This window comes from Microcystis sp. M083S1, assembly GCF_020246405.1.
Classification (GTDB): domain Bacteria; phylum Cyanobacteriota; class Cyanobacteriia; order Cyanobacteriales; family Microcystaceae; genus Microcystis; species Microcystis aeruginosa_C.
In genome coordinates, this window is record NZ_JADBTB010000198.1 from 1 (window position 1) to 21,359 (window position 21,359).

Below are 21,359 nucleotides of genomic sequence, written 5' to 3' on the forward strand. Positions count from 1 at the left end.
GATAGTACCGCCAAAGTTGACCGAGAGGAGAAAAAACAAATTTATCAAGATATATTTCGCACTCCCGATTATTTTTGGTTTGACCCAGAAAGCCTAGAATTTGAAGGATTTACTCTAATTAGCGGTCAATATCAACCGATTACCCCCAATGCTCAGGGACGGCTCTGGAGTCAACAATTAGGCTTATATTTGGGTTTATCTGCCAATAAATTGCGCTATTTTACCCCCGAAGGGGAATTAGTACCCACTCCCGCAGAAGCGGCACAACAGGCAGAAACCCAAGTTGAACAGGAAAGGCAGAAATCCGCAAAATTAGCGGCTAAACTGCGGGAATTGGGCATAAATCCCGATGAAAATCTCTAATCTTTCTCTGTCATCCCTTGCACTTAATTAGATAACCACATCGTTGCTCACCTTGATTGATCCAGTGAGTCCGTTCGATCGTACAATCGGGAAGCAGCATGGCAAACATTTCTAATTCATGGCCACAGATACTGGGATAGGAACCGGCGACCTCAGCAATAGCGCAATGATGCTCGGCCAGGATATAACTATTTTCTGCTTCCAGTGCCACTAATTCTGCCATATAACCCTCCTCTTGGCGAATTTCCAGCAATTTTCTCATTCTTTCCCCTAAAGACCCCTTGCCGAGGCGCAATTGATATTCTGCCGCTTTGCGTTGCCACTGTTTTTTGAGAATTTCCCCCACCTGTTGCTCTCCCACCGTCTCCACGAGAGTATTGAGGAAAGAAACGGCGAAATTATCGTAATTATGGGGAAAACGGCCACGACCTTGACGACTGAGACGATAAATGTGCTGGGGCCGTCCTATCTTATTTTGTACGGCAAAATATTCTATCAGTCCTTCCTCCTCCAAATCCTTAAGATGGCGGCGCGTCGCTTGCGGACTAATACTTAACTCCTCAGCCAAGTCTTGGGCAGTAGATTGACCGTTTTTGAGCAAATATTGCAGAATATCGTCTTTCGTCGAGGCGGGTTGAGTCGTGGTCATGATACCAAAAACAGAGGCTTTAGCGTACAATTGCTGAGGGTCAAGGAGCGGCCAACTACCCTTCCAGAGTAACCTGAATAACAGAGGTTTACCAGCATCCTCTCAAATTTTCCCTGACTTTGACAACAGCTTTGTTGTTAATCTATTATATAATCAATTTAAACAACTTTATTGTTGTTTAACTGCCTCCCCTGCCTACCGCGTAGAGAGAACACTAACCCCCATGAGTGCAACCACCGTTAAAAACCTCGTTAACCAACCCTACAAGTACGGTTTCATCACCGATATCGAATCGGAAACCATCCCCCGCGGTTTGAATGAGGAGATTATTCGCCTAATTTCGGCGAAAAAGAAGGAACCGGAATTCATGCTCGATTTTCGTCTCCGGGCCTACCATCAATGGCAAAAGATGACCGAACCCAGTTGGCCGCACGTTTCCTATCCTGCCATTGATTATCAAAATATTATCTACTACTCTGCACCCAAACAGAAAAAAGAAAAACTCAACAGTCTTGAAGAAGTTGACCCCACTTTAATCGAAACCTTTGAAAAATTAGGCATTCCCCTTTCGGAACAAAAACGCCTTTCTAACGTGGCCGTCGATGCTATCTTTGACAGCGTTTCTATCGCCACAACTTTTAAAGAAAAACTAGCAGAACAGGGGGTTATTTTCTGTTCTATTTCAGAAGCTTTACAGGAACATCCTGAATTAGTACAAAAGTATCTCGGCAGTGTAGTTCCCGTGGGTGATAATTATTTTGCCGCTCTTAATTCTGCTGTTTTTAGCGATGGTTCCTTTGTTTTTATCCCCAAAGGTGTCGCCTGTCCGATGGAATTGTCCACCTATTTTCGGATTAATAACGGTGAGACGGGACAATTTGAAAGAACTTTAATTGTCGCTGAAGAAGGGGCATCGGTAAGTTATTTAGAGGGTTGCACCGCTCCGATGTACGATAGTAATCAACTTCATGCCGCCGTTGTGGAATTAGTCGCCCTCGATAATGCGGATATTAAATATTCGACGGTGCAAAATTGGTACGCTGGCGATGCCAATGGGAAGGGAGGTATTTACAATTTCGTCACTAAACGGGGTCTGTGTAAAGGAGTTAATTCTAAGATTTCTTGGACGCAGGTGGAAACTGGTTCGGCAATTACTTGGAAGTATCCCAGTTGTGTCTTAGTCGGCGATAATTCCGTCGGGGAATTCTACTCAATTGCCCTAACTAATAACAAACAACAGGCCGATACAGGTACGAAAATGATTCACATTGGCCGCAACACCAAGAGTACGATTATTTCTAAGGGAATTTCGGCGGGTAACTCCCAAAATAGTTATCGCGGGTTAGTGAAAATGGGACCGAAAGCCAAGGGAGCAAGAAATTACTCCCAGTGTGATTCTATGCTGATTGGAGATAATGCCGAAGCTAACACTTTTCCCTATATTCAGGTGGATAACAACAGTGCTAAAGTAGAACACGAAGCTTCTACCTCTAAAATCGGTGAAGACCAATTATTCTACTTCGCACAACGGGGTATTTCCGAGGAAGATGCTGTCTCTATGTTAGTCAGTGGTTTCTGTAAGGATGTCCTCAGTAAATTACCGATGGAATTCGCCGCCGAAGCTGATAAACTCCTTAGTCTCAAGCTAGAAGGAACCGTCGGATAATCAATAAAGTAGGGTGGGTTAGGCGATAGCCGTAACCCACCAAAAGCTAAGACAATTTATCCATCAATTGATGATTCGCCGTCAACCACCAAAACTAATATTTTTGTTCTAGAAAAACATCTCATGAGTGAAGTAATTTTATCGGTAAAAAATCTGACCGCTAGTATTGACGGAAACCAGATTCTTAAAGGAGTTAACCTCGAAATTAAAGCAGGTGAAACCCACGCAATTATGGGGCGCAATGGCTCAGGAAAAAGCACCTTTTCCAAAGTAATCGCTGGACATCCCGATTATGAAGTAACTGGGGGAGAAATAATTTATAAAGGCGAAAACCTTTTAGACAAAGAACCCGATGAACGAGCGCTTATGGGGATCTTTCTCGCTTTCCAATATCCCCTAGAAATCCCCGGCGTTAGTAACCTCGATTTTCTTCGCGTTGCCTATAATGCCAGACAAAAACATCTAGGCTCGGAAGAATTAGATAGTTTTGACTTTGAGGAATTGGTCGAGAAAAAACTAGAAGTTGTCCAGATGAATCCTAGCTTTCTTAGTAGAAGTTTAAACGAAGGTTTCTCCGGTGGTGAGAAAAAACGTAATGAAATACTACAAATGGCTTTATTAGAACCTACTTTAGGAATTCTCGATGAAATTGACTCCGGTTTAGACATCGATGCTTTGCGAATTGTTGCCCAGGGAGTCAATCACTTAGCTACTCCCGATAACGCTTTTTTACTTATCACTCACTATCAGCGTCTGCTCAACTACATTGAACCCGATGTTATTCATGTTATGTACGATGGGCGCATTGTCACCAGTGGCGGTAAAGAATTAGCTCTTGAATTAGAAAGAACTGGCTACGATTTCCTCGATGAACAAGTATTAGCCGTTAAATAATCTAGCTATCAGTTATCAGTAGTCAGGAGATTATTTTTACTTATTCTCCCCCTCTCCTCTCTACCCTCTCCCCAATTCATAATTCATAATTCATAATTCATAATTCCCACACCCCACACCCCACACCCCAAACCCCACCCCCTCTTTCAAGTCAGGAGATTATTTTTACTTATTCTCCCCCTCTCCTCTCTACCCTCTCCCCAATTCATAATTCATAATTCATAATTCATAATTCCCAACCCCCAAACCCCACCCCCTCTTACCAATGACAGCCATAATCACGAAACCTGAACAATCAGGAGAATTATTGTTAAAATTGTCGCGAGAAACGGTTCCCACTATCGATAACGGTAAAATTCTCGAATTAAGAGAATCGGGAGCCAGTAAAGCTCAAGAATTAGCCATTCCTGGCAGAAAAGATGAAGAATGGCAATTCACCGATTTAAGTCAACTCTGGGCGATCGATTTTCGCGCCCCCCAAACCGTTACAATCGATAAAAATGCCCTAGCTGTTTTTTTACTGCCCGAAGCCAAAAACAGCCACCTAGTCTTCGTTAACGGCATTTATCAGCCCGAATTGTCCGATATTTCCGCTTTACCCCCCGGTGTCAGCGTCGGTAATCTCGCCAATGCACAAAAAGATGTTCTTGTCAACTATCTAGGCAAAGAAAAAACACCCGAATTTTTTACCGCACTCAACCAAGCTGGACTAAGCGATGGGGCAGTAATTCACGTCACCGCTAACACCGTCGTCACAACCCCGATACATCTCCTATTTATCACCGTTGTGGAGGAAATTCCCCGCTTTTATCAGCCCCATAGCCTAATCGTGGCGGAAACTGGAGCTAGTGTCAATATTATCGAGAATTACGGAGCTTTAGCCGAACATTGCTCCGATTTACCTCTAAATTACTCTTATTTCACCAACGCTGTCACGGAAATTTACCTCGAAGCCAACGCCGAGGTCATCCATACCAGAGTACAACGGGAATCGGGAGATGGTTTTCACATCGGACGCACGATAATTGAACAAGCGCACGATAGCCGTTACACTCTCAACGAGATAAATCTAGGAGCTAAACTCTGCCGTCATAACCTCGATGTCCTGCAAAAAGGAGCACAAACCGAGACAAATCTGTACGGATTAGCCATGATTACCGGACAACAAACCGCCGATACCCACAGCGCCATCTATCTCAACCATCCCCACGGCATCACCAAGCAACTGCATAAATGTATAGTTGATGGTAGCGCTCACGCCATCTTTAATGGTAAAGTGTTTGTTCCCAAACCCGCCCAATTAACCAACGCCTCCCAGTTAAATCGGAATTTGTTAATTTCTAACAAGGCACGAGTCAACACCAAACCGGAATTACAAATTACCGCCGATAACGTCAAATGTTCCCACGGGGCAACCGTTAGCCAACTGGAAGCCGATGATTTATTCTATCTGCAAAGCCGGGGCTTAAGTGCCGACACCGCCCGCAGTTTGTTAATTGATGCTTTCTCGGCCGAGATTTTAGCTAAAATTCCTCTAGAATCCCTCCGCCAAAGATTGGGGCAATGCGTCGCCTGTCGCAGTGTGGAATAACTCTACCGGGGTGGGTGTCAACCCGCCCAAAGTACCCCTCTGACTCCTGACTAAAATGACAATTATCCAAGAAAAAACCCTCGCCCAAAAAGTCCGCGCCGATTTCCCTATCCTCCATCAAACCGTACACGATAAACCCCTTATCTATCTCGATAGTGCCGCCACTTCCCAAAAACCAATTCAAGTATTAGAAACCCTGCGAAACTATTACGAAAAAGATAACGCCAATGTGCATCGGGGGGCGCATACTTTAAGTGTCCGGGCAACGGAAGCCTACGAAGGGGCCAGAGATAAGGTGGCTAGGTTTATTAATGCCGCTTCTCGTCAGGAAATTGTCTATACTCGCAACGCCACGGAAGCGATTAATTTAGTCGCCTACAGTTGGGCATTAAATACCCTGAAAGCAGGGGATGAAATTATTCTCTCGGTGATGGAACACCACAGTAATTTAATCCCTTGGCAAATTGTCTGCCAAAAGACGGGAGCAGTGATTAAATATGTGCAGTTAACCAGCGAAGAAAGCTTTGATTTAGAACAATATAAATCCTTGTTATCTGACAAAACTAAATTAGTTGCTGTCCTCCATGTTTCTAATACATTAGGCTGTATTAATCCCGTTGCCAAAATAGTCAGCCTTGCCCATCAAGTCGGTGCGAAAGTATTAATTGATGCCTGTCAAAGTGTCCCCCATTTAGCCATTGATGTGCAGTCCATAGATTGTGATTGGTTGGTGGCTAGTGGTCATAAAATGTGCGCCCCCACCGGTATTGGATTTTTGTATGGCAAAGAGGCGATTTTAGAGGCAATGCCGCCCTTTTTTGGTGGTGGCGAAATGATTGCAGAAGTCTATTTAGACCATTTTACCTGTGCCGAACTGCCCCACAAATTTGAAGCGGGAACCCCCGCTATTGGCGAAGCGATTGCCCTCGGTGCTGCGGTAGAATATTTAATGGGTTTAGGGATGGATAATATTCATGCCTACGAAGAAGAGTTAACCGCCTATTTGTTCAAAAAATTAGGAGAAATTGAGGGTTTAAGAATTTACGGGCCATCACCTAGTTTAACGGGCCAAGGTCGGGCTAGTTTAGCCGCCTTTAATGTGGAAGGGATTCATGCTAGTGATTTAGCTACTTTATTAGACCACGAAGGAATTGCTATTCGTTCCGGTCATCACTGTACCCAACCTCTACACCGCCTTTTTGATGCTTCCGGCAGCGCGCGGGCAAGTCTATATTTTTATAATACCCGCGAAGAAATTGATAGCTTTATTGTCGCTTTACAGGAAACTATTGATTTCTTTGCCAATTGTTTTTCTTAGGGGTATCTCTGGCCCCTTTTCCTGTTCTTAAAGAGTGAAGGAAGTTACTTATTATTATCAAGGAATTTGTCCCGAAACGGGCGAGTTATTGCGCTTGCCCCGCACTCTTTTGGCTGAAAAAATCGCCCAAGATTTGATGACAACTATCACCAATCCTCAAGGTAAAATGTATGGGATTTTGTTAGGAGAAAATGCCGCTGGCGAAATAGAAATTTTAAAAGCTTTTTCTGGACAGGGAGAAGCTGCTGGCTGGGTTCCGTCCCTAGTGGGGAGAGAAAAAATTATGCTGGAAGAAAAGCGAGTTTTGCAACTTTTAGAAACAATTAAACAGGAAATTATTGACCTACAATCAATTCCCGAACATAATTTATATCGACTCAATCAAGCAAATTTTGAGCGCAAAATACAAGCTTTACAGCAACAACATCAAACCCATAAACAGGAACGAGATAGATTAAGAAATTTAGGAAATTTAAACCCAGAAGAATTAGAAAAATTAAATAATATCAGTCGTCAGGAAAAAAGAGCAAGAAAGCAATTAAAACAGGAACAAAAACAAGTTTTAGAACCCTTAATTGATAAAATAAACGTAGCCAATCAGAGAATTATTGAGCTTAAGCAACAGCGTAGAAAACTCTCCAAACAGTTACAGGAATTGCTGTATCAATCCTACTGTTTAAACAACTTTTCTGGACAATCTCTCTCCTTAGCTAAATTGATGGGCAGTAATTTGTTACCGACGGGAACAGGGGAATGTTGCGCCCCGAAATTATTAAATTATGCCGCTATGAAAGGATTAAAACCTGTCGCCATGGCCGAATTTTGGTGGGGAGAATCGAATCGAGATAGAAAACAGGGAGAATTTTATGGCGCTTGTCAAGAAAGATGTCAACCTCTCATGGGTTTTTTACTTTCTGGTTTACGTTCATCCCTAGAAATTATCTACGAAGACGAGGGAATAATTGCTATTAATAAACCCGCAGGATTATTATCGGTAGCAGGACGTTATCAAGATAGTCAAGATGCTGTGGTCAATCGTTTTCGTCGTCAGGGAAAAAATGTCATTCCAGTTCATCGTTTAGACCGAGAAACTTCTGGTATATTATTACTAGCTAAAAGTTTAGATATGTATCGTTGTTTATCCCAACAATTTCAACGGCGAGAAGTGGAGAAAATCTACGAAGCTATATTATCAGAAATTATTGAGCGAGAATCAGGTATAATTGACCTACCTCTCTGGGGAAATCCGCAAAATCGACCCTATCAAACTGTGGATTGGCAAAGGGGAAAAGCTAGTCAAACCTATTTTAAAGTTGTCGGTAAAGAAGGCAATTATTCTCGGCTAGAATTTATTCCCTACACGGGAAGAACCCATCAAATTCGCGTTCATAGTCAAGCGGGATTAGGGATAGGAATTTTAGGCGATCTTTTGTATAATGGTAAGCAGTCCGACCGTTTACACCTACACGCTAAACAATTATCTTTTCGTCATCCTCAGACCGAAAATAAACTTGATCTAATCATTCCCACCCCCTTTTGAGAGCTATAATTGCTAACAGCAACAAATTAGCTATCTAAATGGAGCAAGAGGACTCCCGTTAAATTTCTCCTTAATTAGGGTCTGCTGAATAAATCTAAAAACCTTGTTGGATAAGAATTTTAGACTTTTTTCCCATCAAAAAGTGCCAGACATTGGGGTGATCGGGGGGGAAATTTAGGCACTTTTTCCCTGAAAATTAGGTAATTGACCCCCTGAAAATGGGCAAAACCCTACACCCCACACCCCACACCCCACACCCTGCCCCCACGAAAAACTCTTTCAGTAAACCCTAATTAAAGGCCGCCTTGATCGATTTTTACCCTAGATTGTGCTATAGTTAGAAGTTGGCATTTTTTAGGCAGAGAGCAATTACAGGAGGTGAATTAGGTTAATGACCCAAGTGGTAGTTGGTCAGAACGAGGCGATCGAATCAGCCCTACGTCGTTTTAAGCGACAGGTAGCGAAAGCGGGAATTTATGCGGATATCAAAAAGCATCAATTTTTTGAAACCCCTCAAGAAAAGAGAAAGCGTAAAGCAGTAGCCCGAAGACGACAAAGAACCCGTCGTCGTTAAATTCCACCAGTCAGAAGCTGAATAAAGGCTTCTGGCTGTCTTTTATTTTGATCGGGTTTTGGGGGCTGGGAAACAGATTAGGGACCAGGGGAGTAGGGATAAAACAGCTGATGGCTGTCTCTTGCCAGAGTGCCTATCTCTACTGGGAAATTAATTCTGCACGACTACTTAAAACTCAACCCTTTGACCATAACTTAGGAGACTTTGTAGGGTGGCGAGGCGATTTTCCCAGACTTGTATTTGATAGGCAGATAAATCTTTTTGTCTGGACATCACAGATTTAAATTGATAGCTAAATCGCTTTAAAGCATTTTGAGTTAAAGTCAAATTGCGAGGGCTGGGATTAGTAGCTAATTGTTCTAATAGATTAGCCATTTCGTCCACTTCTTGCCCCCAAGCTTTTAAGGTTCGCTCCTCCATTGCCCATAGATTATTCACTATTAAAAAACTCCACTCTTGACGCAGAGAATTAAACCGCACCGCTGCCGTTTTAAAGGGTTGACGGTGAGGTAAAGGTTCAGCTTTTTTGGTAATTATCGATCCCTGAATGCGATTAAGAATTGTTTGCAAGTTGGGATTGAGATTTTCTGTGGCAAAAAGAGCGAATCCCGAAGTGGGAAGATTGCGAATAAATTGTAGTTGATCGATCATGACTTGATCGGGTACTTTTAACAGACGGATACCTGGTATAATCAGAGCATTTCCTGCAATTTGGCGATCAAATAAAGACTGAGTTTTTTCTTCTAAAGTCCCTGTATCAAGAGCATAAGTCATTAAAAAGATCAGGTCTATCCATTGATTTTGTCCCCATTCTTCCCAGTTTTGCTGAATACGATATAATCGTTCTTTTTGTTCTAGGGGAAACACCGCCGCCGACATTTTTAAGTGGGGGCGAATCTGTTTTAAGCGAGTAGAAACCTGCGAAACAAAAGTATCAACCTGACGGATTTTAAAGCTAGTCCATTGTTCCCATAAAGCACCCCGGGGATTTAAAGTAATGGGATCAACTCCCGTCATTTGTTTAAATAACCAACGGCTGGATTTACCATAACCATAGGTTTGATTAGAATTTTGATTCTGGAAGGGATAGCGAATATAATCTAACTGCAAGCCATCCACATCGTAATTCTTGACAATCTCCTCGTAAAGAGATAAAAGATAGTTTTGTAGGTCGGGATTAGCAGGATCAAAAAAGGCCTTTTTCGTGCCTTGACTGTAATCAAAAGAACCACCACTTTTATTAGTTGCCCCCCAATCGGGATTACGCGATAAAACCGGACCGAGATAATCTAATGGTTGCTCTAATACTTTATTATGAGCTTGATTAGCCGCCGCAAAAACCCACACCCAAGCGTGGATTTCCATATTGCGTTCATGGGCTAATTTAACGGCAACTTTTAGGGGATCCCAACCTCTGGTTAAAGGATTTTGTTCGGGGGCAACTTGACTGGGATAAATAGTATAACTAGCATTAACTGTCTCGAAAAAGACCACATTAATACCCGCTGCCGCCATGCGATCGAATACTTTAGCTAAATCCTCCTCATTTTTAGCTTCTACGATCGTGCCTCGATCTAACCACATTGCCCGTATTTCTGGTTGGGCAAATTGTCGATTAGTGGGATAATTATCCCAAAGATTTCGCCTCGCTTGTAACCAAAATTCTCGCGCTTGGGTATAGTCCCCCTGAGCGATTAAATTCTGAAAATTATTTAAGGTTACTTGGGCATTTTCTAGGGCTAAACGGAATCGTCTGGCGGTATCTGTGGTGGGGGAGTTTTTCGCACGATCATGAAATGCTTGTGCTAGGGATTTATCAGTAGTTAAGGTGTTATTATTGCTGGCCTCTAAAGCTAAGAGAGTCGCTCCATAACGCCCGATTAATCCCTGCAATTCCGCCGTCATTTGGCTAATTTGTTGAGGAGTTAGACTTGCTCTGGGGGGAATTGCTTCGGTATTCGGACTTAATCTCGCCGTTTCATTACCTGAAGTTTCCGCAGTCGGGGGTAGAGGGGGACGGGGTGCGGTCGCTGTTGGTGTATTGTTAATATTATTAACTATTGTTGAGTTTCCTTGACAATAGGGGGCAATTGTGTTAAGAGAAGAACTGCGATTAATGCCGTAGCGTTGCAGGGAGGTTTCTAGCCAAGCACTATCGAGGGCGAGATTAGCGACGGCATCGCTGCCCCAGCGCCAACCGAGAAAGATCGAGTTATTATTGAGGACAACGGCGGGGGGATTGTTGCGCGCTCCCCAGACGGCTACGGTTTGGCTATTAACTCCCGTGGGGATAACCACACCACCGAGGAGACTGCTGGCTAAAGGTTTTTGGTTTTTCAGTTCACCTAAATTAGTCGGCCGCAGGGTGTAAGCTTGGGAGTGAGGATAAGCCCAGTAAGCCCCAAATAGCGATCGCAATTGATCACGCACCGCAGGTTCCGAAAGATTTCCCGCCGGACCGGTGACGATAATTTTACCACCGCGATTCAGCCAACGACTCAAGACACTAGCTTGTAAACCGGAAATAGTCTCGACGTTGGGGATGATTAGAACCTTAATTTTATTTAAATCCGCGTCGCTTTGCCACTGATTACTCTGAAGAATGCAGTAATTAACCCCGACATTTTGCAAACGATCAGTGATAGCTGTCCATTGATTGGCATTTTCTTGACTTTTTAACACTGCCACCGGTGTCGCTAAAACTGGGATCGGTAGTAAGACAGCAACACAGGACAAGAGGCAGGCAATTAGGGGCTTGTTAAAAAGATGATCAAGACGGAAGAACGATCCCAGCACGTTTTTTTCTCTTAATTTTTTTGGTTAACTCCTCCTGATCTTACCCAACTTAGCCAAAAAATAGTATCTTGGGGAACAAAAATTGCGTCTTAGTCGTCTGCAACGCGGGTGTTGTGGTTTTAGGGTGTTGGGGTTTTAGTTGAAATTCCCCATTCCCCCATTCCCCCATCTCCCCATTCCCCCATTCATAATTCATAATTCATAATTCATAATTCCCCATCCCCCCATTCCCCCATCTCCCCCATTCATAATTCATAATTCATAATTCATAATTCCCCATCCCCCTACAACTGTAAAGACAATTGCCGAAAATGATCGCCGCGATGTTCAAAACTTTGGTATTGGTCAAAACTAGCGCAAGCGGGCGATAATAACACCACTTTAGCCTCTTTTGCTGGTCCTAGTTCGGCTGCGCGTTGAACTGCCCTGTCCATCGTTTCTACACATTCATAATCTTGATAACCTGCTGACTGTAAACGACGGGCAAAATCGGCGGCAGCGTCACCAATAAGCAGCACGGTGGCGACTTTTGCCTTAATTTCAGCGATCCAAGCCCGATCATCCCCTGCTTTTGCTTCCCCCCCCGCGATTAAAATCGCCGGACTAGGGACAGATTTTAAGCCCACTGCGGCGGCATCGTAGTTAGTTGCTTTACTATCATTAATAAAGTCTAGTCCTTTATAAGTACAAATGTACTCTAGACGATGGGCAACCCCGGGGAAAGTAGCGATCGCTTCGGTAATGGCTTTTTTCTCGATTCCCGCCAATCTAGCGGCGGCCACAGCCATAAGCAAATTCTGCTGATTGTGACTACCCACCATTTTCAGCAGATTAACCGGGGCAATTAACTCCCCAAAAGCCACGATCCAGTTATCTTGCAGATAAACACCACGACTAGGATCGCCCAAAAGCGCCTCTTTGCCCTGCACAGAAGTCCAGTAAGCTTGTTGCCATTGACTAACACCGATTTGACGCAGATAGGGATCATCACCGTTGAGGATTTGGCGATCGCTTCTTTGCAGTAAAGAGGCTTTAATCTGATAATAATTTTCCAGGGTTTGATGACGACTGAGGTGATCGGGGGTAAAAGTTGTCCAGATGCCGATTTTCGGAGATAAATCCCGACTGGACTCGATCTGATAACTACTAATCTCTGCAATAATCCAATCGTATTTATCGGCTTTTAAAGCCAATTCACAGGCAGCATAGCCGATATTACCGCAGGAAGGGGCATTTAACCCCGCTTTTTGAAAAATAGCGGCACAGAGGGCGGTGGTGGTGGTTTTGCCGTTAGTTCCCGTAATCCCCAACCAGGGGGAAGATTGCAGATAACGCCAAGCTAATTCTAATTCTCCGATCGTATCGATGCCTTTTTCTCTGGCAGTAATTAAAATCGGGGCATCCCAAGGCACCCCGGGGCTAACCACGATAAGATCGGGCAAGTCCGAAGCCTCTAGACTGAGATTTTGACCAAGATTGACAATAATTCCTTCCCTTTCCAGATTGGTTTTGGTTGCTTGTAAACTGGGAGAATCAGAGCGATCGCTTAATGTCACCTGCCAACCATCCCGTTTTAAGCATCTTGCCGCCGCTATTCCCGATCTTCCCAATCCAATAATCGCCGCTTTCGCCATCTTGTTGCCACTCTACTCAAGAGTCAATTTTCAGCAATCTCTATCCTACTGTGGATTAGGTCGAGTAATAACTAGGGTTTGCGGCAAAAAGTTTTTCGGTGGGGGCAGGGTGTGGGGTTTTAGGGATTTTGAGTGGGTCAATTACCTAATTTTCAGGGAAAAAGTACCTGAATTTTCCACCCGATCACTCCCAGATCTAGTACTTTTTGGAAACCAAAAAGTCTAAAAGTTTTACCCAACAAGGTTTTTAGATTTATTGAACAAACCCTAGCTATCTTCCAAGAAAACAAAATTCTCTCGCTTACGTCTAGATCGATAAAATAAATGCAAGTACAATCTCTATAACAACGCTCCCTATTTATGAATCTAAAATCATCCTTAAAATTTACCCTACTGTTTTCACTTCTAGGGAGTTGTCTCCTGACTACACCGAGTCAAGCGACTCTCTTTGAACAAAGAGAAGTTAATCAAGAGGATTTTATCGCTATTGCCCGACCCTACGGTAACGGTAAATACGATTTACTGATTTTGCAACAAATCCAGGGAAAACGCCAATGTTGGGCGGTAAATGGCACAGAACCGACCATTGTTCAGCCTCTGCTGCTCGATTTCGATTTTACCGGCAGTTGTGAACGGGCCACCGACAGTAACGGTTATTCCCTTCGCATTCAGGGCAAAGATTACGGTTTAGAATACCTGCTGCGTATCGTACAACGCAACGGGGAATTAGTCCTCGTAGGAACCCCCCGCAATCCCAGGCAATCGGAGGTAATTATTGGACGGACAAAAGGTTTAGGGAGCGGTTTAATCCAAATTTATCTCATCGATGGCTGGCGCTTTACTAAACGTAGTCTAGCTGGTCAAAATCTCAGTCATATCTATCTAACTGCCGATAGTCCCAGTTTCAATCCTCCCCCGGAATTACTCGCGGGGACCCAATCGTCTATCCCCCCCACACCCCCCCCCAGAGAATCCGTCAAAGCAGAAACACCCGTTAATCCTCCTGCTAATCCCGAAGTGCGAGAATATACCTTTACCGCTGCAGAAACAGCAGTAGAGAGCAATCCTGAGCCAGTGGTCACTAATCCAGTACCAGAGCAAAATTCTACCCCAGCACCCCCAGTTACCTCTAATTTACCTCCCCTGACTCCTCCCAATGCTCAGAATAATAATGCAATTGTACCACCACCGCCACCGCGCAACCTAGGCAATCCCAGAAGTTTATCAGACGTAATCACTTTTAATCGACCCGCTGCTAATCCCAGTAGTGGCAATACTAGCAATAGTGGCCGCAAAGGCTTTAAAGTAGTAATTGAAGCTAAAAACGAGAGCGATCGCAGCAAAGTTCGTTCTCTCTATCCCGACGCTTTCCCCACTTCCCACCAAGGTCGTCGCGTCTGGCAAATAGGCGCGTTTAGTAGTCGTGATAAGGCTGAAAACGCTTTACAAAGTCTTGCTCCCCTGCGCGGATCGATCGTACCATTTTAGGGAACGCTGGAACTGCGGAACGGGTAACAGATTGGGGAAATGGGGAAATGGGGGAATTTCAACTAAAACCCCAAAACCCTAAAACCCTAACTCTCAACTCCGGCCTCCTGACTTGAAAGAGGGTGTAGGGTGTGGGGTGTGGGGTGTAGGGAAGGAAACCTCTTTCCTCTGTGGGGGTGAAAATTTTTTCATCGGGACTGACTCCCCAGACTCCTGACTTCTAGAGTAACTGATAACTGATAACTGATAACTGATAACTGAAAACATGGAAATATCAGAACTAAAAAAAGGTATCGAGATAGTAGGATCGCGCCTGGGTAAAACCCAGGACTATCTTTGACTTACCCACTTTAAGGGCTAAAATTAAAGACTTAGAACAGGTGGCAGCCGTCCCCACTTTTTGGGATAATCCCGATACTGCTCAAAAAACCCTGCAAGAACTAAATGAATGTAAATCTTCTTTAGAAACCTATCAGGGTTGGTGTGAACAATTAGAAGATACTAAGGCAATTATCGAGTTATTAGAATTAGAATCCGATCGAACTTTACTAGAAGAAGCGACGGACAATTTAACTCATTTACAGCATGACCTCGATCGCTGGGAATTGCAACAACTTTTAAATGGTCCCTACGACGCAAAAGGAGCGGTTTTAACGATTAATGCGGGGGCTGGGGGAACCGATGCCCAAGACTGGACAGAAATGCTCCTGAGAATGTATTCTCGCTGGGCCGAGAAACAGGGTTATAAAGTCACTTTAGCCGAAATATCAGAAGGAGATGAAGCGGGAATTAAATCGGTGACAATTGAGATTGCTGGAACTTATGCTTACGGTTATCTGAAAGGAGAAAAAGGCACCCATCGGTTAGTCAGAATTTCCCCTTTTAATGCCAATGGTAAACGTCAAACCAGTTTCGCTGGGGTGGAAGTAATGCCAATTTTGGGCGATGATGCAGTGAGGGTAGAAATTCCCGATAAAGATTTAGAAATTACCACCACTAGATCGGGGGGAAAAGGTGGACAAAATGTTAATAAAGTAGAAACTGCCGTGCGTGTGGTTCATCTTCCCACAGGCATCGCTGTGCGTTGTACCCAAGAGCGATCGCAATTACAAAATAAAGAAAAAGCCCTCGCTTTATTAAAAGCGAAATTGTTAATTATCGCTCGGGAACAACAGGCTCAAGCGATCGCCGAAATTCGCGGCGATATGGTGGAGGCCGCTTGGGGCAATCAAATCCGTAACTATGTTTTTCATCCCTATCAATTAGTTAAGGATCTCCGCAGTAATGTGGAAACCACCGATGTTACCCGGGTAATGAATGGGGATTTAGATAGCTTTATTGAAGCCTATTTACGTTTGGGGGGGAACAGTGCAGGTTATACTGATTCCTAAGATGAGAGCAGCTCTATTTTCTCGCAAATTCTGTTCTTATTGGCTTGTTAAGCTATTTGTCCTCTACTAAGAAGAAAAATCAATGGTTATTATCGAGATTACCAATGTGGAAGAAATATTGAGCGCAAAAATTGGCTCTTTCGCCGCTAAAATCGTCCAAGCTCTAGCAGATGATGAAGGGAAAGTGGAAGAGGTTCTCATCAAAGAATTACAGGCTAATTTTCAGGAAAGGGGGATTAAAGCTAATCTGTTTAGCGTCACTGGGTTAGATATGCTCGGCAATGGCAGGCTAGAAGTTAACGTTAATGTTCGTTCTGCTAATATGATGTCCTAAGAGAAGATAAAATCGCCAATGGTTGGGTTTAACTATGTTTAACCCAACCTTATTTTGGTAGTTACCGTCAAAAGCAATGGCAGCGAAGATCGAGGTTATAATAAACCCACAAAATGTAATGGTCCTTGACCAGTAATTAATTCGATAATAATTGCCAGAAAACCGATCATCGCTAATCGGCCATTCCACACCTCGGCTGCCGTTGTCATTCCCCATTCCCAACGCTCCTGGGGATACATTTTCATATTCGCTTTCGGATGGGTAATTTGCTCGAAAGTGGTGGGTTTCTCGTCTAGGGATTTTACCACTAACTGGGAGAGAGATTCGATAAACATCGGGTGAGTGTTAAGAGCCGGTACTCGCTGAAAATGTTCAATTCCCGCTTCTTCCGCCACTTCTCGGTACTCTATATCGATTTCTTGCAGAGTTTCGATGTGTTCCGAGACAAAGCTAATCGGCACGACCAATAAATTCTTAATTCCCTGCTCTCCCAACCCTTTTAAAGCATCTTCAGTATAGGGTTTTAGCCATTCCACCGGACCGACGCGACTTTGATAGGCTAAAGTGTACTGATTGGGTCGGTTTAGAGTACGCATGATCGCCCTAGTGCATTCTTCAATTTCCCCTTGATAGGGATCTCCCGCTTCCTCCACATAACTTTGGGGGACACCATGGGCGCTAAAAAAGATATGTACTTGGTCAGGATTAGCACACTGCTCTAACTCTCGCGCAATCAGATCCGCCATAGCGCTCAGATAGGTGGGATGATCGTACCAAGAGGGGATGAGAGTATATTCCGTCAAACGCAGATAGGGATCCTGCTGCCACATTTCCTCCAGCACACGAAAACTGGAACCACTGGTGCTGATGGAAAATTGGGGATAAAGGGGAAGAATAACCAATTTTTTGATATGGTCCCGTTTAATCCGCTCGATCGCTTCTTCGGTGAAGGGATTCCAGTAACGCATCCCGATATAAACGCTCACCTCGCGGCCCATTTCCGCGAGACGTTGTTGCAGTGCCGTGGCCTGTGCTTCCGTAATCTTGAGTAAAGGGGAGCCACCGCCGATCTGACGGTAATTTTCTTGGGATTTACTCGCTCTTAACGTCGATATTAACCAAGCTAACGGTTTTTGTAATCCTTTGATCGGTAAACGGATGATCTCTGGGTCAGAAAAAAGGTTAAATAGAAAAGGACGCACATCCTCTAACCGCTCCGGCCCACCCAAATTTAATAATAAAACGCCAACGCGACCCATAGTGTTAACAGATAATTTTTAAATTTTCAGATTCTTTACCAAGTTTAACAATATATCGGTGGAACCGTTAAAACAAATTACAGGCTACAGAGAACTTAATCAAATCTTGGAGGTTGATCTTGGCTACAATTTTACGTCCCCTCAGTTATCAATATCAATGGCTTTACGATGGTATCTCCCGTCTGGCTGCCCTAGCGGTGGGTGGGGAGTCTCGTTTTCGGCAATTGGCCCTAGAAGGTTTAAAAATCGCTAAAAATGACCCTATCCTCGATCTCTGTTGTGGTGCGGGTCAAACCACCCGTTATTTAGTCCCCCTATCCGATCACTGTACCGGTTTAGATGTCTCTCCCCGGGCCCTGGAGCGAGCTAGTTTAGCGGTGCCGCAAGCGCATTATGTGGAGGGATTAGCCGAAAAAATGCCCTTTAGTGCCGGAGAATTCGCCTTTGTTCATACTAGCGCCGCTCTCCACGAAATGGAACCAGAGCAGTTACAGGAAATCCTTAAAGAAGTGTATCGAGTTCTCAGACCGGGGGGAATTTTTGCCCTCGTGGATTTTCATCGACCCACTAACCCGCTTTTTTGGCCTTCTTTGGCCCTATTTTTGCAATTATTTGAAACCCATACCGCTTGGCAATTTATCGATAGGGATCTGATCCAATCTTTACAGGCGATCGGTTTTCGTGATTGTCAACAAAAATTATACGCTGGTGGCAGTTTACAGGTGATTCAAGCGGCCAAGTGAAGGGATCGGCCAAGCAAGATTTTCAGAGGCAGTCGGTCAATTATACTAAATAGGGCAACGGTTTTTTGAGCAAGCTGAGTTCGATCGACTCGCTGCCAGTTATTTTTGAGAAGTTAATGACTAGAGCAAAAATTCTACAACCCGATTTAATTTTAGGGGATACGATTCTCGGTCTCACTCTGGAGATTTTGAGTCAGCATCAGATTAAGGGATTGATTCTCGATGTGGACGATACCCTTGTTCCCCTTCAGGAAACGACGGTTTCTGACGATTTACAGCGTTGGGTCGATTCCTTGCGTCTTTATCTACCGATTTGGTTGGTAAGCAATAATCTCAGTGAAAATCGCATCGGTGCGATCGCTGATAATTTACAACTTCCCTACCTCCTCGGTGCGGTGAAACCCTCTCGACGCAAACTCCGGCAAGCGATGGCAGCTATGAGTCTCCCCCCCCAACAAATTGCTATGGTTGGCGATCGCTTGTTTACCGATGTTTTAGCGGGAAATCGTCTGGGAATGTTTACCATTCTGGTGAAACCAATGGTAAATCCCTTGACGGGGGGGGCAGCTTATCCAATCCACGATTTTGAGGTGTGGATATCACAAATTCTCGGCGTTTCCCTCCATCCGCAGCATTACTTCATAAAACCTGACCAATCCTCACAAAAGTAAATATTAAAAAATACTTAAGTATAGAGGTAAATGGCGAAAAGTAGAAAATACTATAGATGATTTGAAATGAGGTCAGCCGAGATAAAGACCTTAACGAAAATATGGCACGGGAATTCCCCACTCTCAGCCTAGCGCAGTGGGGATGCCCCGATGGCCTCCTGTCTGCTTTTCAAAAAACATATACGCTGATCAAAATACCGAGGAAATGATCTGTGTCTTCCGGATCAAAGGCAGTGGTCATGATTTTAGTTTATTTAAAAAAAGTCGAGTTCTTTTTCATCTTTTAACTACCAGCATAGAAGACAGTAGTTACCAGGGAATATCTCAATATCATAGTAATATTTATACACCGAAAAATAGAAATTCACAGGCTTAGAAAAGTAGTATAACAAGGCTTTAGCCACAAAAAAAATTATCATTGAACCTATAAACAGTAAACTCAAAATCTTGAAAATATTATCCTGTAAATATCGAAATAGTCGTCTAAGATATGGTTTAATAGTTAACTTGTTAGCGGCTATTTATAATTATGAGTTAGGGATAAGTACAGAGGCTTCTTAAAAGTGGCCAAACATTAATCAAGTCAAGGGTAATTTATTCTCAATTTTTATAATTGAGATGGTTTGTGCTGCTTAAATAAAGAGGTTTTGATAACCAAATTAAAGCATCTCTAAAGAGTTTTGAGTTAAAAGTTAAACTTCAAATTTTTATTCAGAACCAATGTACTGATTAGCTATTTTTTTGGTAAAATTAGTTAGTCGATAATTATAACATATAATTAGGGTTTGCGGCAAAAAGTTTTTCGTGGGGGCAGGGTGTGGGGTGTAGGGTGTAGGGTGTAGGGTTTTAGCGATTTTCAGGGGGTCAATTACCTAATTTTCAGGGAAAAAGTGCCTAAACTTCCCCCCGATCACCCCAATGTCTGGCACTTTTTGATGGGAAAAAAGTCTAAAATTCTTATCCAACAAGGTTTTTAGATTTATTCAGCAAGCCCTAATTAATTTGCAAGAGTTCTAGTAAACTGTACTGAATTTAAACTGCGTATTAAAAATTTTAGTACAAATGCTCAAACTGCCTCTCCCTGCTCCCTGCTCCCCTGCAATCTTAACGAGTAATTTAGATATAGCAGTTTTCATCAGAATGAGGCATGGGCAAGGGGCTTAAACCCTTTGTTGGCAAAACTTGTCGATACCTCAGTAACGTGAAAAGCGCTATAGTCAACAGCTTAATCAGTGAACTGATAACTTGCATCTGATAACTGATAACTGATAACTGATAACTAATTCAAGGCTGACAGCTAAAATAACCGATCATCGAACTAGCTGAAGCATTGATCCCCGTGGTGTGGTACTGTCAATTCAGTGTATTTATCTGCACTGGCTTAAGATTTGTCGCTATTGCCCTCCCCTTCTCCTGTCGCTCTTTTTGAGGCTTTCTATGACCGACATTCCTTTCACCCTAGACCAACTGAGAATTCTCAAAGCGATCGCCGCCGAAGGAAGCTTTAAACGGGCGGCAGATACCCTGTATGTCTCCCAACCGGCGGTCAGTCTTCAGGTACAAAACCTCGAAAAACAGCTAAATGTGCCTTTATTTGACCGGGGCGGTCGGAAAGCTCAATTAACAGAAGCGGGACACCTACTCTTAAGCTACGGCGAAAAAATTATCACTCTCTGTCAAGAAACCTGTCGGGCGATCGAAGATCTACAAAATCTGCAAGGGGGAACCCTAATCGTCGGTGCTTCTCAAACCACGGGAACCTATCTTCTTCCGCGCATGATCGGTCTGTTTCGGCAAAAATACCCAGAAGTATCCGTACAGCTACAAGTTCATTCCACCCGTCGCACCTCTTGGAGCGTTGCTAACGGTCAAGTGGATTTAGCCATTATCGGGGGGGAAGTTCCCGCCGAATTACAAGAAACCCTGCGGATTATCCCCTACGCAGAAGATGAACTGGCTTTAGTCCTGCCGATTTTTCATCCGCTGTCTAAGGTAGAAATGATTCAAAAAGAGGATTTATATCGACTAAAATTTATCACCCTCGATTCCCAATCGACGATTCGCAAAGTCATCGACAAGGTTTTAACTCGTTGCGAGATCGATACCAAACGCTTAAAAGTGGAGATGGAACTTAACTCGATCGAGGCGATTAAAAATGCCGTACAATCGGGTTTAGGGGCGGCTTTTGTCTCGGTAACAGCGATCGAAAAAGAACTACAAATGGGAGTTATCCACGCTACCCGAATTAAAGATGTGGAAATACGACGCACTTTGTCGGTAATTATTAACCCGAATCGTTATCGATCAAAAGCTGCCGAAGCTTTTACCCTAGAAATACTACCCCAATTCTCCACCTATCCCGAATATCTGGCTGACGACCACAACTTTGAACCGATTCCTAACTCGCAAACCGCCGAAATTATTAGTAAATAAGTCGCTCGATACGGG

The 21,359-nt window shown here is 43.7% G+C and carries 17 protein-coding genes and 1 pseudogene; 14 read left to right on the top strand and 4 right to left on the bottom strand.

The window, feature by feature from the left end; translation table 11 throughout:
• The coding region (locus IM450_RS18055) for a Uma2 family endonuclease (protein ID WP_287666780.1) at positions 1–363 on the top strand (363 nt) is incomplete at its 5' end.
• Between the two features lie 10 nt (positions 364–373).
• Here the strand turns inward: IM450_RS18055 and sufR are convergent.
• Entirely contained in the window at positions 374–1,012 is a 639-nt protein-coding gene (gene sufR, locus IM450_RS18060; protein WP_002804342.1) for an iron-sulfur cluster biosynthesis transcriptional regulator SufR, read from the bottom strand.
• A 223-nt stretch (positions 1,013–1,235) separates the two neighbouring features.
• Here sufR and sufB point away from each other — a divergent pair, with 223 nt between their 5' ends.
• The 6 genes from sufB (at position 1,236) to rpsU (ending at position 8,595) form a co-directional block, all read left to right on the top strand.
• Positions 1,236–2,678 (top strand): Fe-S cluster assembly protein SufB, encoded by a 1,443-nt coding sequence (sufB, locus tag IM450_RS18065; RefSeq protein WP_002804340.1) that lies wholly within the window; start codon positions 1,236–1,238, stop codon positions 2,676–2,678.
• 123 nt (positions 2,679–2,801) lie between these two features.
• Positions 2,802–3,572, top strand: coding sequence for a Fe-S cluster assembly ATPase SufC (gene sufC, locus IM450_RS18070; RefSeq protein WP_002804339.1), 771 nt, complete (start codon positions 2,802–2,804; stop codon positions 3,570–3,572).
• A 265-nt stretch (positions 3,573–3,837) separates the two neighbouring features.
• Positions 3,838–5,163 (top strand): Fe-S cluster assembly protein SufD, encoded by a 1,326-nt coding sequence (sufD, locus tag IM450_RS18075; RefSeq protein ID WP_287666776.1) that lies wholly within the window; start codon positions 3,838–3,840, stop codon positions 5,161–5,163.
• Positions 5,164–5,218: 55 nt separating this feature from the next.
• Positions 5,219–6,481 carry a SufS family cysteine desulfurase gene (locus IM450_RS18080; protein WP_287666773.1) on the top strand — a complete coding sequence of 421 codons (1,263 nt, stop codon included), beginning with the start codon at positions 5,219–5,221 and terminating at the stop codon, positions 6,479–6,481.
• 34 nt (positions 6,482–6,515) lie between these two features.
• Positions 6,516–8,021: an RluA family pseudouridine synthase gene (locus IM450_RS18085; protein WP_287666770.1), complete on the top strand. Its 1,506-nt coding sequence runs from the start codon at positions 6,516–6,518 to the stop codon at positions 8,019–8,021.
• 391 nt (positions 8,022–8,412) lie between these two features.
• Positions 8,413–8,595 (top strand): 30S ribosomal protein S21, encoded by a 183-nt coding sequence (gene rpsU, locus IM450_RS18090; RefSeq protein ID WP_002738938.1) that lies wholly within the window; start codon positions 8,413–8,415, stop codon positions 8,593–8,595.
• Positions 8,596–8,763: 168 nt separating this feature from the next.
• Here the strand turns inward: rpsU and IM450_RS18095 are convergent, their stop codons facing one another.
• Together IM450_RS18095 and murD are read right to left on the bottom strand one after the other, a co-directional pair.
• The gene (locus IM450_RS18095; RefSeq protein ID WP_287666768.1) at positions 8,764–11,391 is read right to left on the bottom strand and encodes a glycoside hydrolase family 10 protein; all 2,628 of its coding nucleotides are present in this window, start codon (positions 11,389–11,391) and stop codon (positions 8,764–8,766) included.
• Positions 11,392–11,675: 284 nt separating this feature from the next.
• The gene (murD, locus tag IM450_RS18100; RefSeq protein ID WP_287666765.1) at positions 11,676–13,025 is read right to left on the bottom strand and encodes a UDP-N-acetylmuramoyl-L-alanine--D-glutamate ligase; all 1,350 of its coding nucleotides are present in this window, start codon (positions 13,023–13,025) and stop codon (positions 11,676–11,678) included.
• 360 nt (positions 13,026–13,385) lie between these two features.
• Between murD and IM450_RS18105 the strand changes: the two genes are divergently transcribed.
• From IM450_RS18105 to IM450_RS18115, 3 genes are all read left to right on the top strand, one after another.
• Complete coding sequence (locus IM450_RS18105; protein WP_287666762.1) at positions 13,386–14,513, top strand: DUF3747 domain-containing protein; 1,128 nt, start codon at positions 13,386–13,388, stop codon at positions 14,511–14,513.
• A gap of 265 nt (positions 14,514–14,778) precedes the next feature.
• A protein-coding gene (gene prfB, locus IM450_RS18110; protein ID WP_157404742.1) for a peptide chain release factor 2 occupies positions 14,779–15,904 on the top strand; the annotation gives its coding sequence in 2 pieces (ribosomal slippage) (positions 14,779–14,850 and positions 14,852–15,904; 1,125 coding nt in all).
• An 82-nt stretch (positions 15,905–15,986) separates the two neighbouring features.
• Positions 15,987–16,238, top strand: a complete 252-nt coding sequence (locus IM450_RS18115; protein WP_002739055.1) for a hypothetical protein — start codon at positions 15,987–15,989, stop codon at positions 16,236–16,238.
• 95 nt (positions 16,239–16,333) lie between these two features.
• On the opposite strand, the gene hemH is transcribed toward IM450_RS18115, so the two are convergent.
• On the bottom strand, positions 16,334–17,497 hold the full coding sequence (gene hemH / locus IM450_RS18120) for a ferrochelatase (protein WP_287666757.1): 1,164 nt from the start codon (positions 17,495–17,497) through the stop codon (positions 16,334–16,336).
• Between the two features lie 119 nt (positions 17,498–17,616).
• On the opposite strand from hemH, the gene IM450_RS18125 reads away from it, so the two are divergent.
• From IM450_RS18125 to IM450_RS18140, 4 genes and pseudogenes are all read left to right on the top strand, one after another.
• Complete coding sequence (locus IM450_RS18125; protein ID WP_287666754.1) at positions 17,617–18,240, top strand: class I SAM-dependent methyltransferase; 624 nt, start codon at positions 17,617–17,619, stop codon at positions 18,238–18,240.
• A gap of 116 nt (positions 18,241–18,356) precedes the next feature.
• Positions 18,357–18,911 (top strand): YqeG family HAD IIIA-type phosphatase, encoded by a 555-nt coding sequence (locus IM450_RS18130; RefSeq protein WP_002747783.1) that lies wholly within the window; start codon positions 18,357–18,359, stop codon positions 18,909–18,911.
• 178 nt (positions 18,912–19,089) lie between these two features.
• Positions 19,090–19,472 (top strand): annotated as a pseudogene (locus IM450_RS18135) (transposase family protein); the annotation flags it as partial.
• Positions 19,473–20,348: 876 nt separating this feature from the next.
• A complete protein-coding gene (locus IM450_RS18140; protein ID WP_002801237.1) occupies positions 20,349–21,344 on the top strand; it encodes a LysR family transcriptional regulator in 996 nt (331 codons plus the stop codon).
• Positions 21,345–21,359 lie beyond the last annotated feature (15 nt).

Excerpts from the sequence above, each read along its gene's own strand:
- murD (WP_287666765.1), bottom strand. The coding sequence starts at position 13,025 with ATGGCGAAAGCGGCGATTATTGGATTGGGAAGATCGGGAATAGCGGCG.
- rpsU (WP_002738938.1), top strand. The coding sequence starts at position 8,413 with ATGACCCAAGTGGTAGTTGGTCAGAACGAGGCGATCGAATCAGCCCTA.
- sufD (WP_287666776.1), top strand. The coding sequence starts at position 3,838 with ATGACAGCCATAATCACGAAACCTGAACAATCAGGAGAATTATTGTTA.
- sufC (WP_002804339.1), top strand. The coding sequence starts at position 2,802 with ATGAGTGAAGTAATTTTATCGGTAAAAAATCTGACCGCTAGTATTGAC.
- hemH (WP_287666757.1), bottom strand. The coding sequence starts at position 17,497 with ATGGGTCGCGTTGGCGTTTTATTATTAAATTTGGGTGGGCCGGAGCGG.
- IM450_RS18115 (WP_002739055.1), top strand. The coding sequence starts at position 15,987 with ATGGTTATTATCGAGATTACCAATGTGGAAGAAATATTGAGCGCAAAA.
- IM450_RS18140 (WP_002801237.1), top strand. The coding sequence starts at position 20,349 with ATGACCGACATTCCTTTCACCCTAGACCAACTGAGAATTCTCAAAGCG.
- IM450_RS18105 (WP_287666762.1), top strand. The coding sequence starts at position 13,386 with ATGAATCTAAAATCATCCTTAAAATTTACCCTACTGTTTTCACTTCTA.
- sufR (WP_002804342.1), bottom strand. The coding sequence starts at position 1,012 with ATGACCACGACTCAACCCGCCTCGACGAAAGACGATATTCTGCAATAT.
- IM450_RS18080 (WP_287666773.1), top strand. The coding sequence starts at position 5,219 with ATGACAATTATCCAAGAAAAAACCCTCGCCCAAAAAGTCCGCGCCGAT.
- sufB (WP_002804340.1), top strand. The coding sequence starts at position 1,236 with ATGAGTGCAACCACCGTTAAAAACCTCGTTAACCAACCCTACAAGTAC.
- IM450_RS18130 (WP_002747783.1), top strand. The coding sequence starts at position 18,357 with ATGACTAGAGCAAAAATTCTACAACCCGATTTAATTTTAGGGGATACG.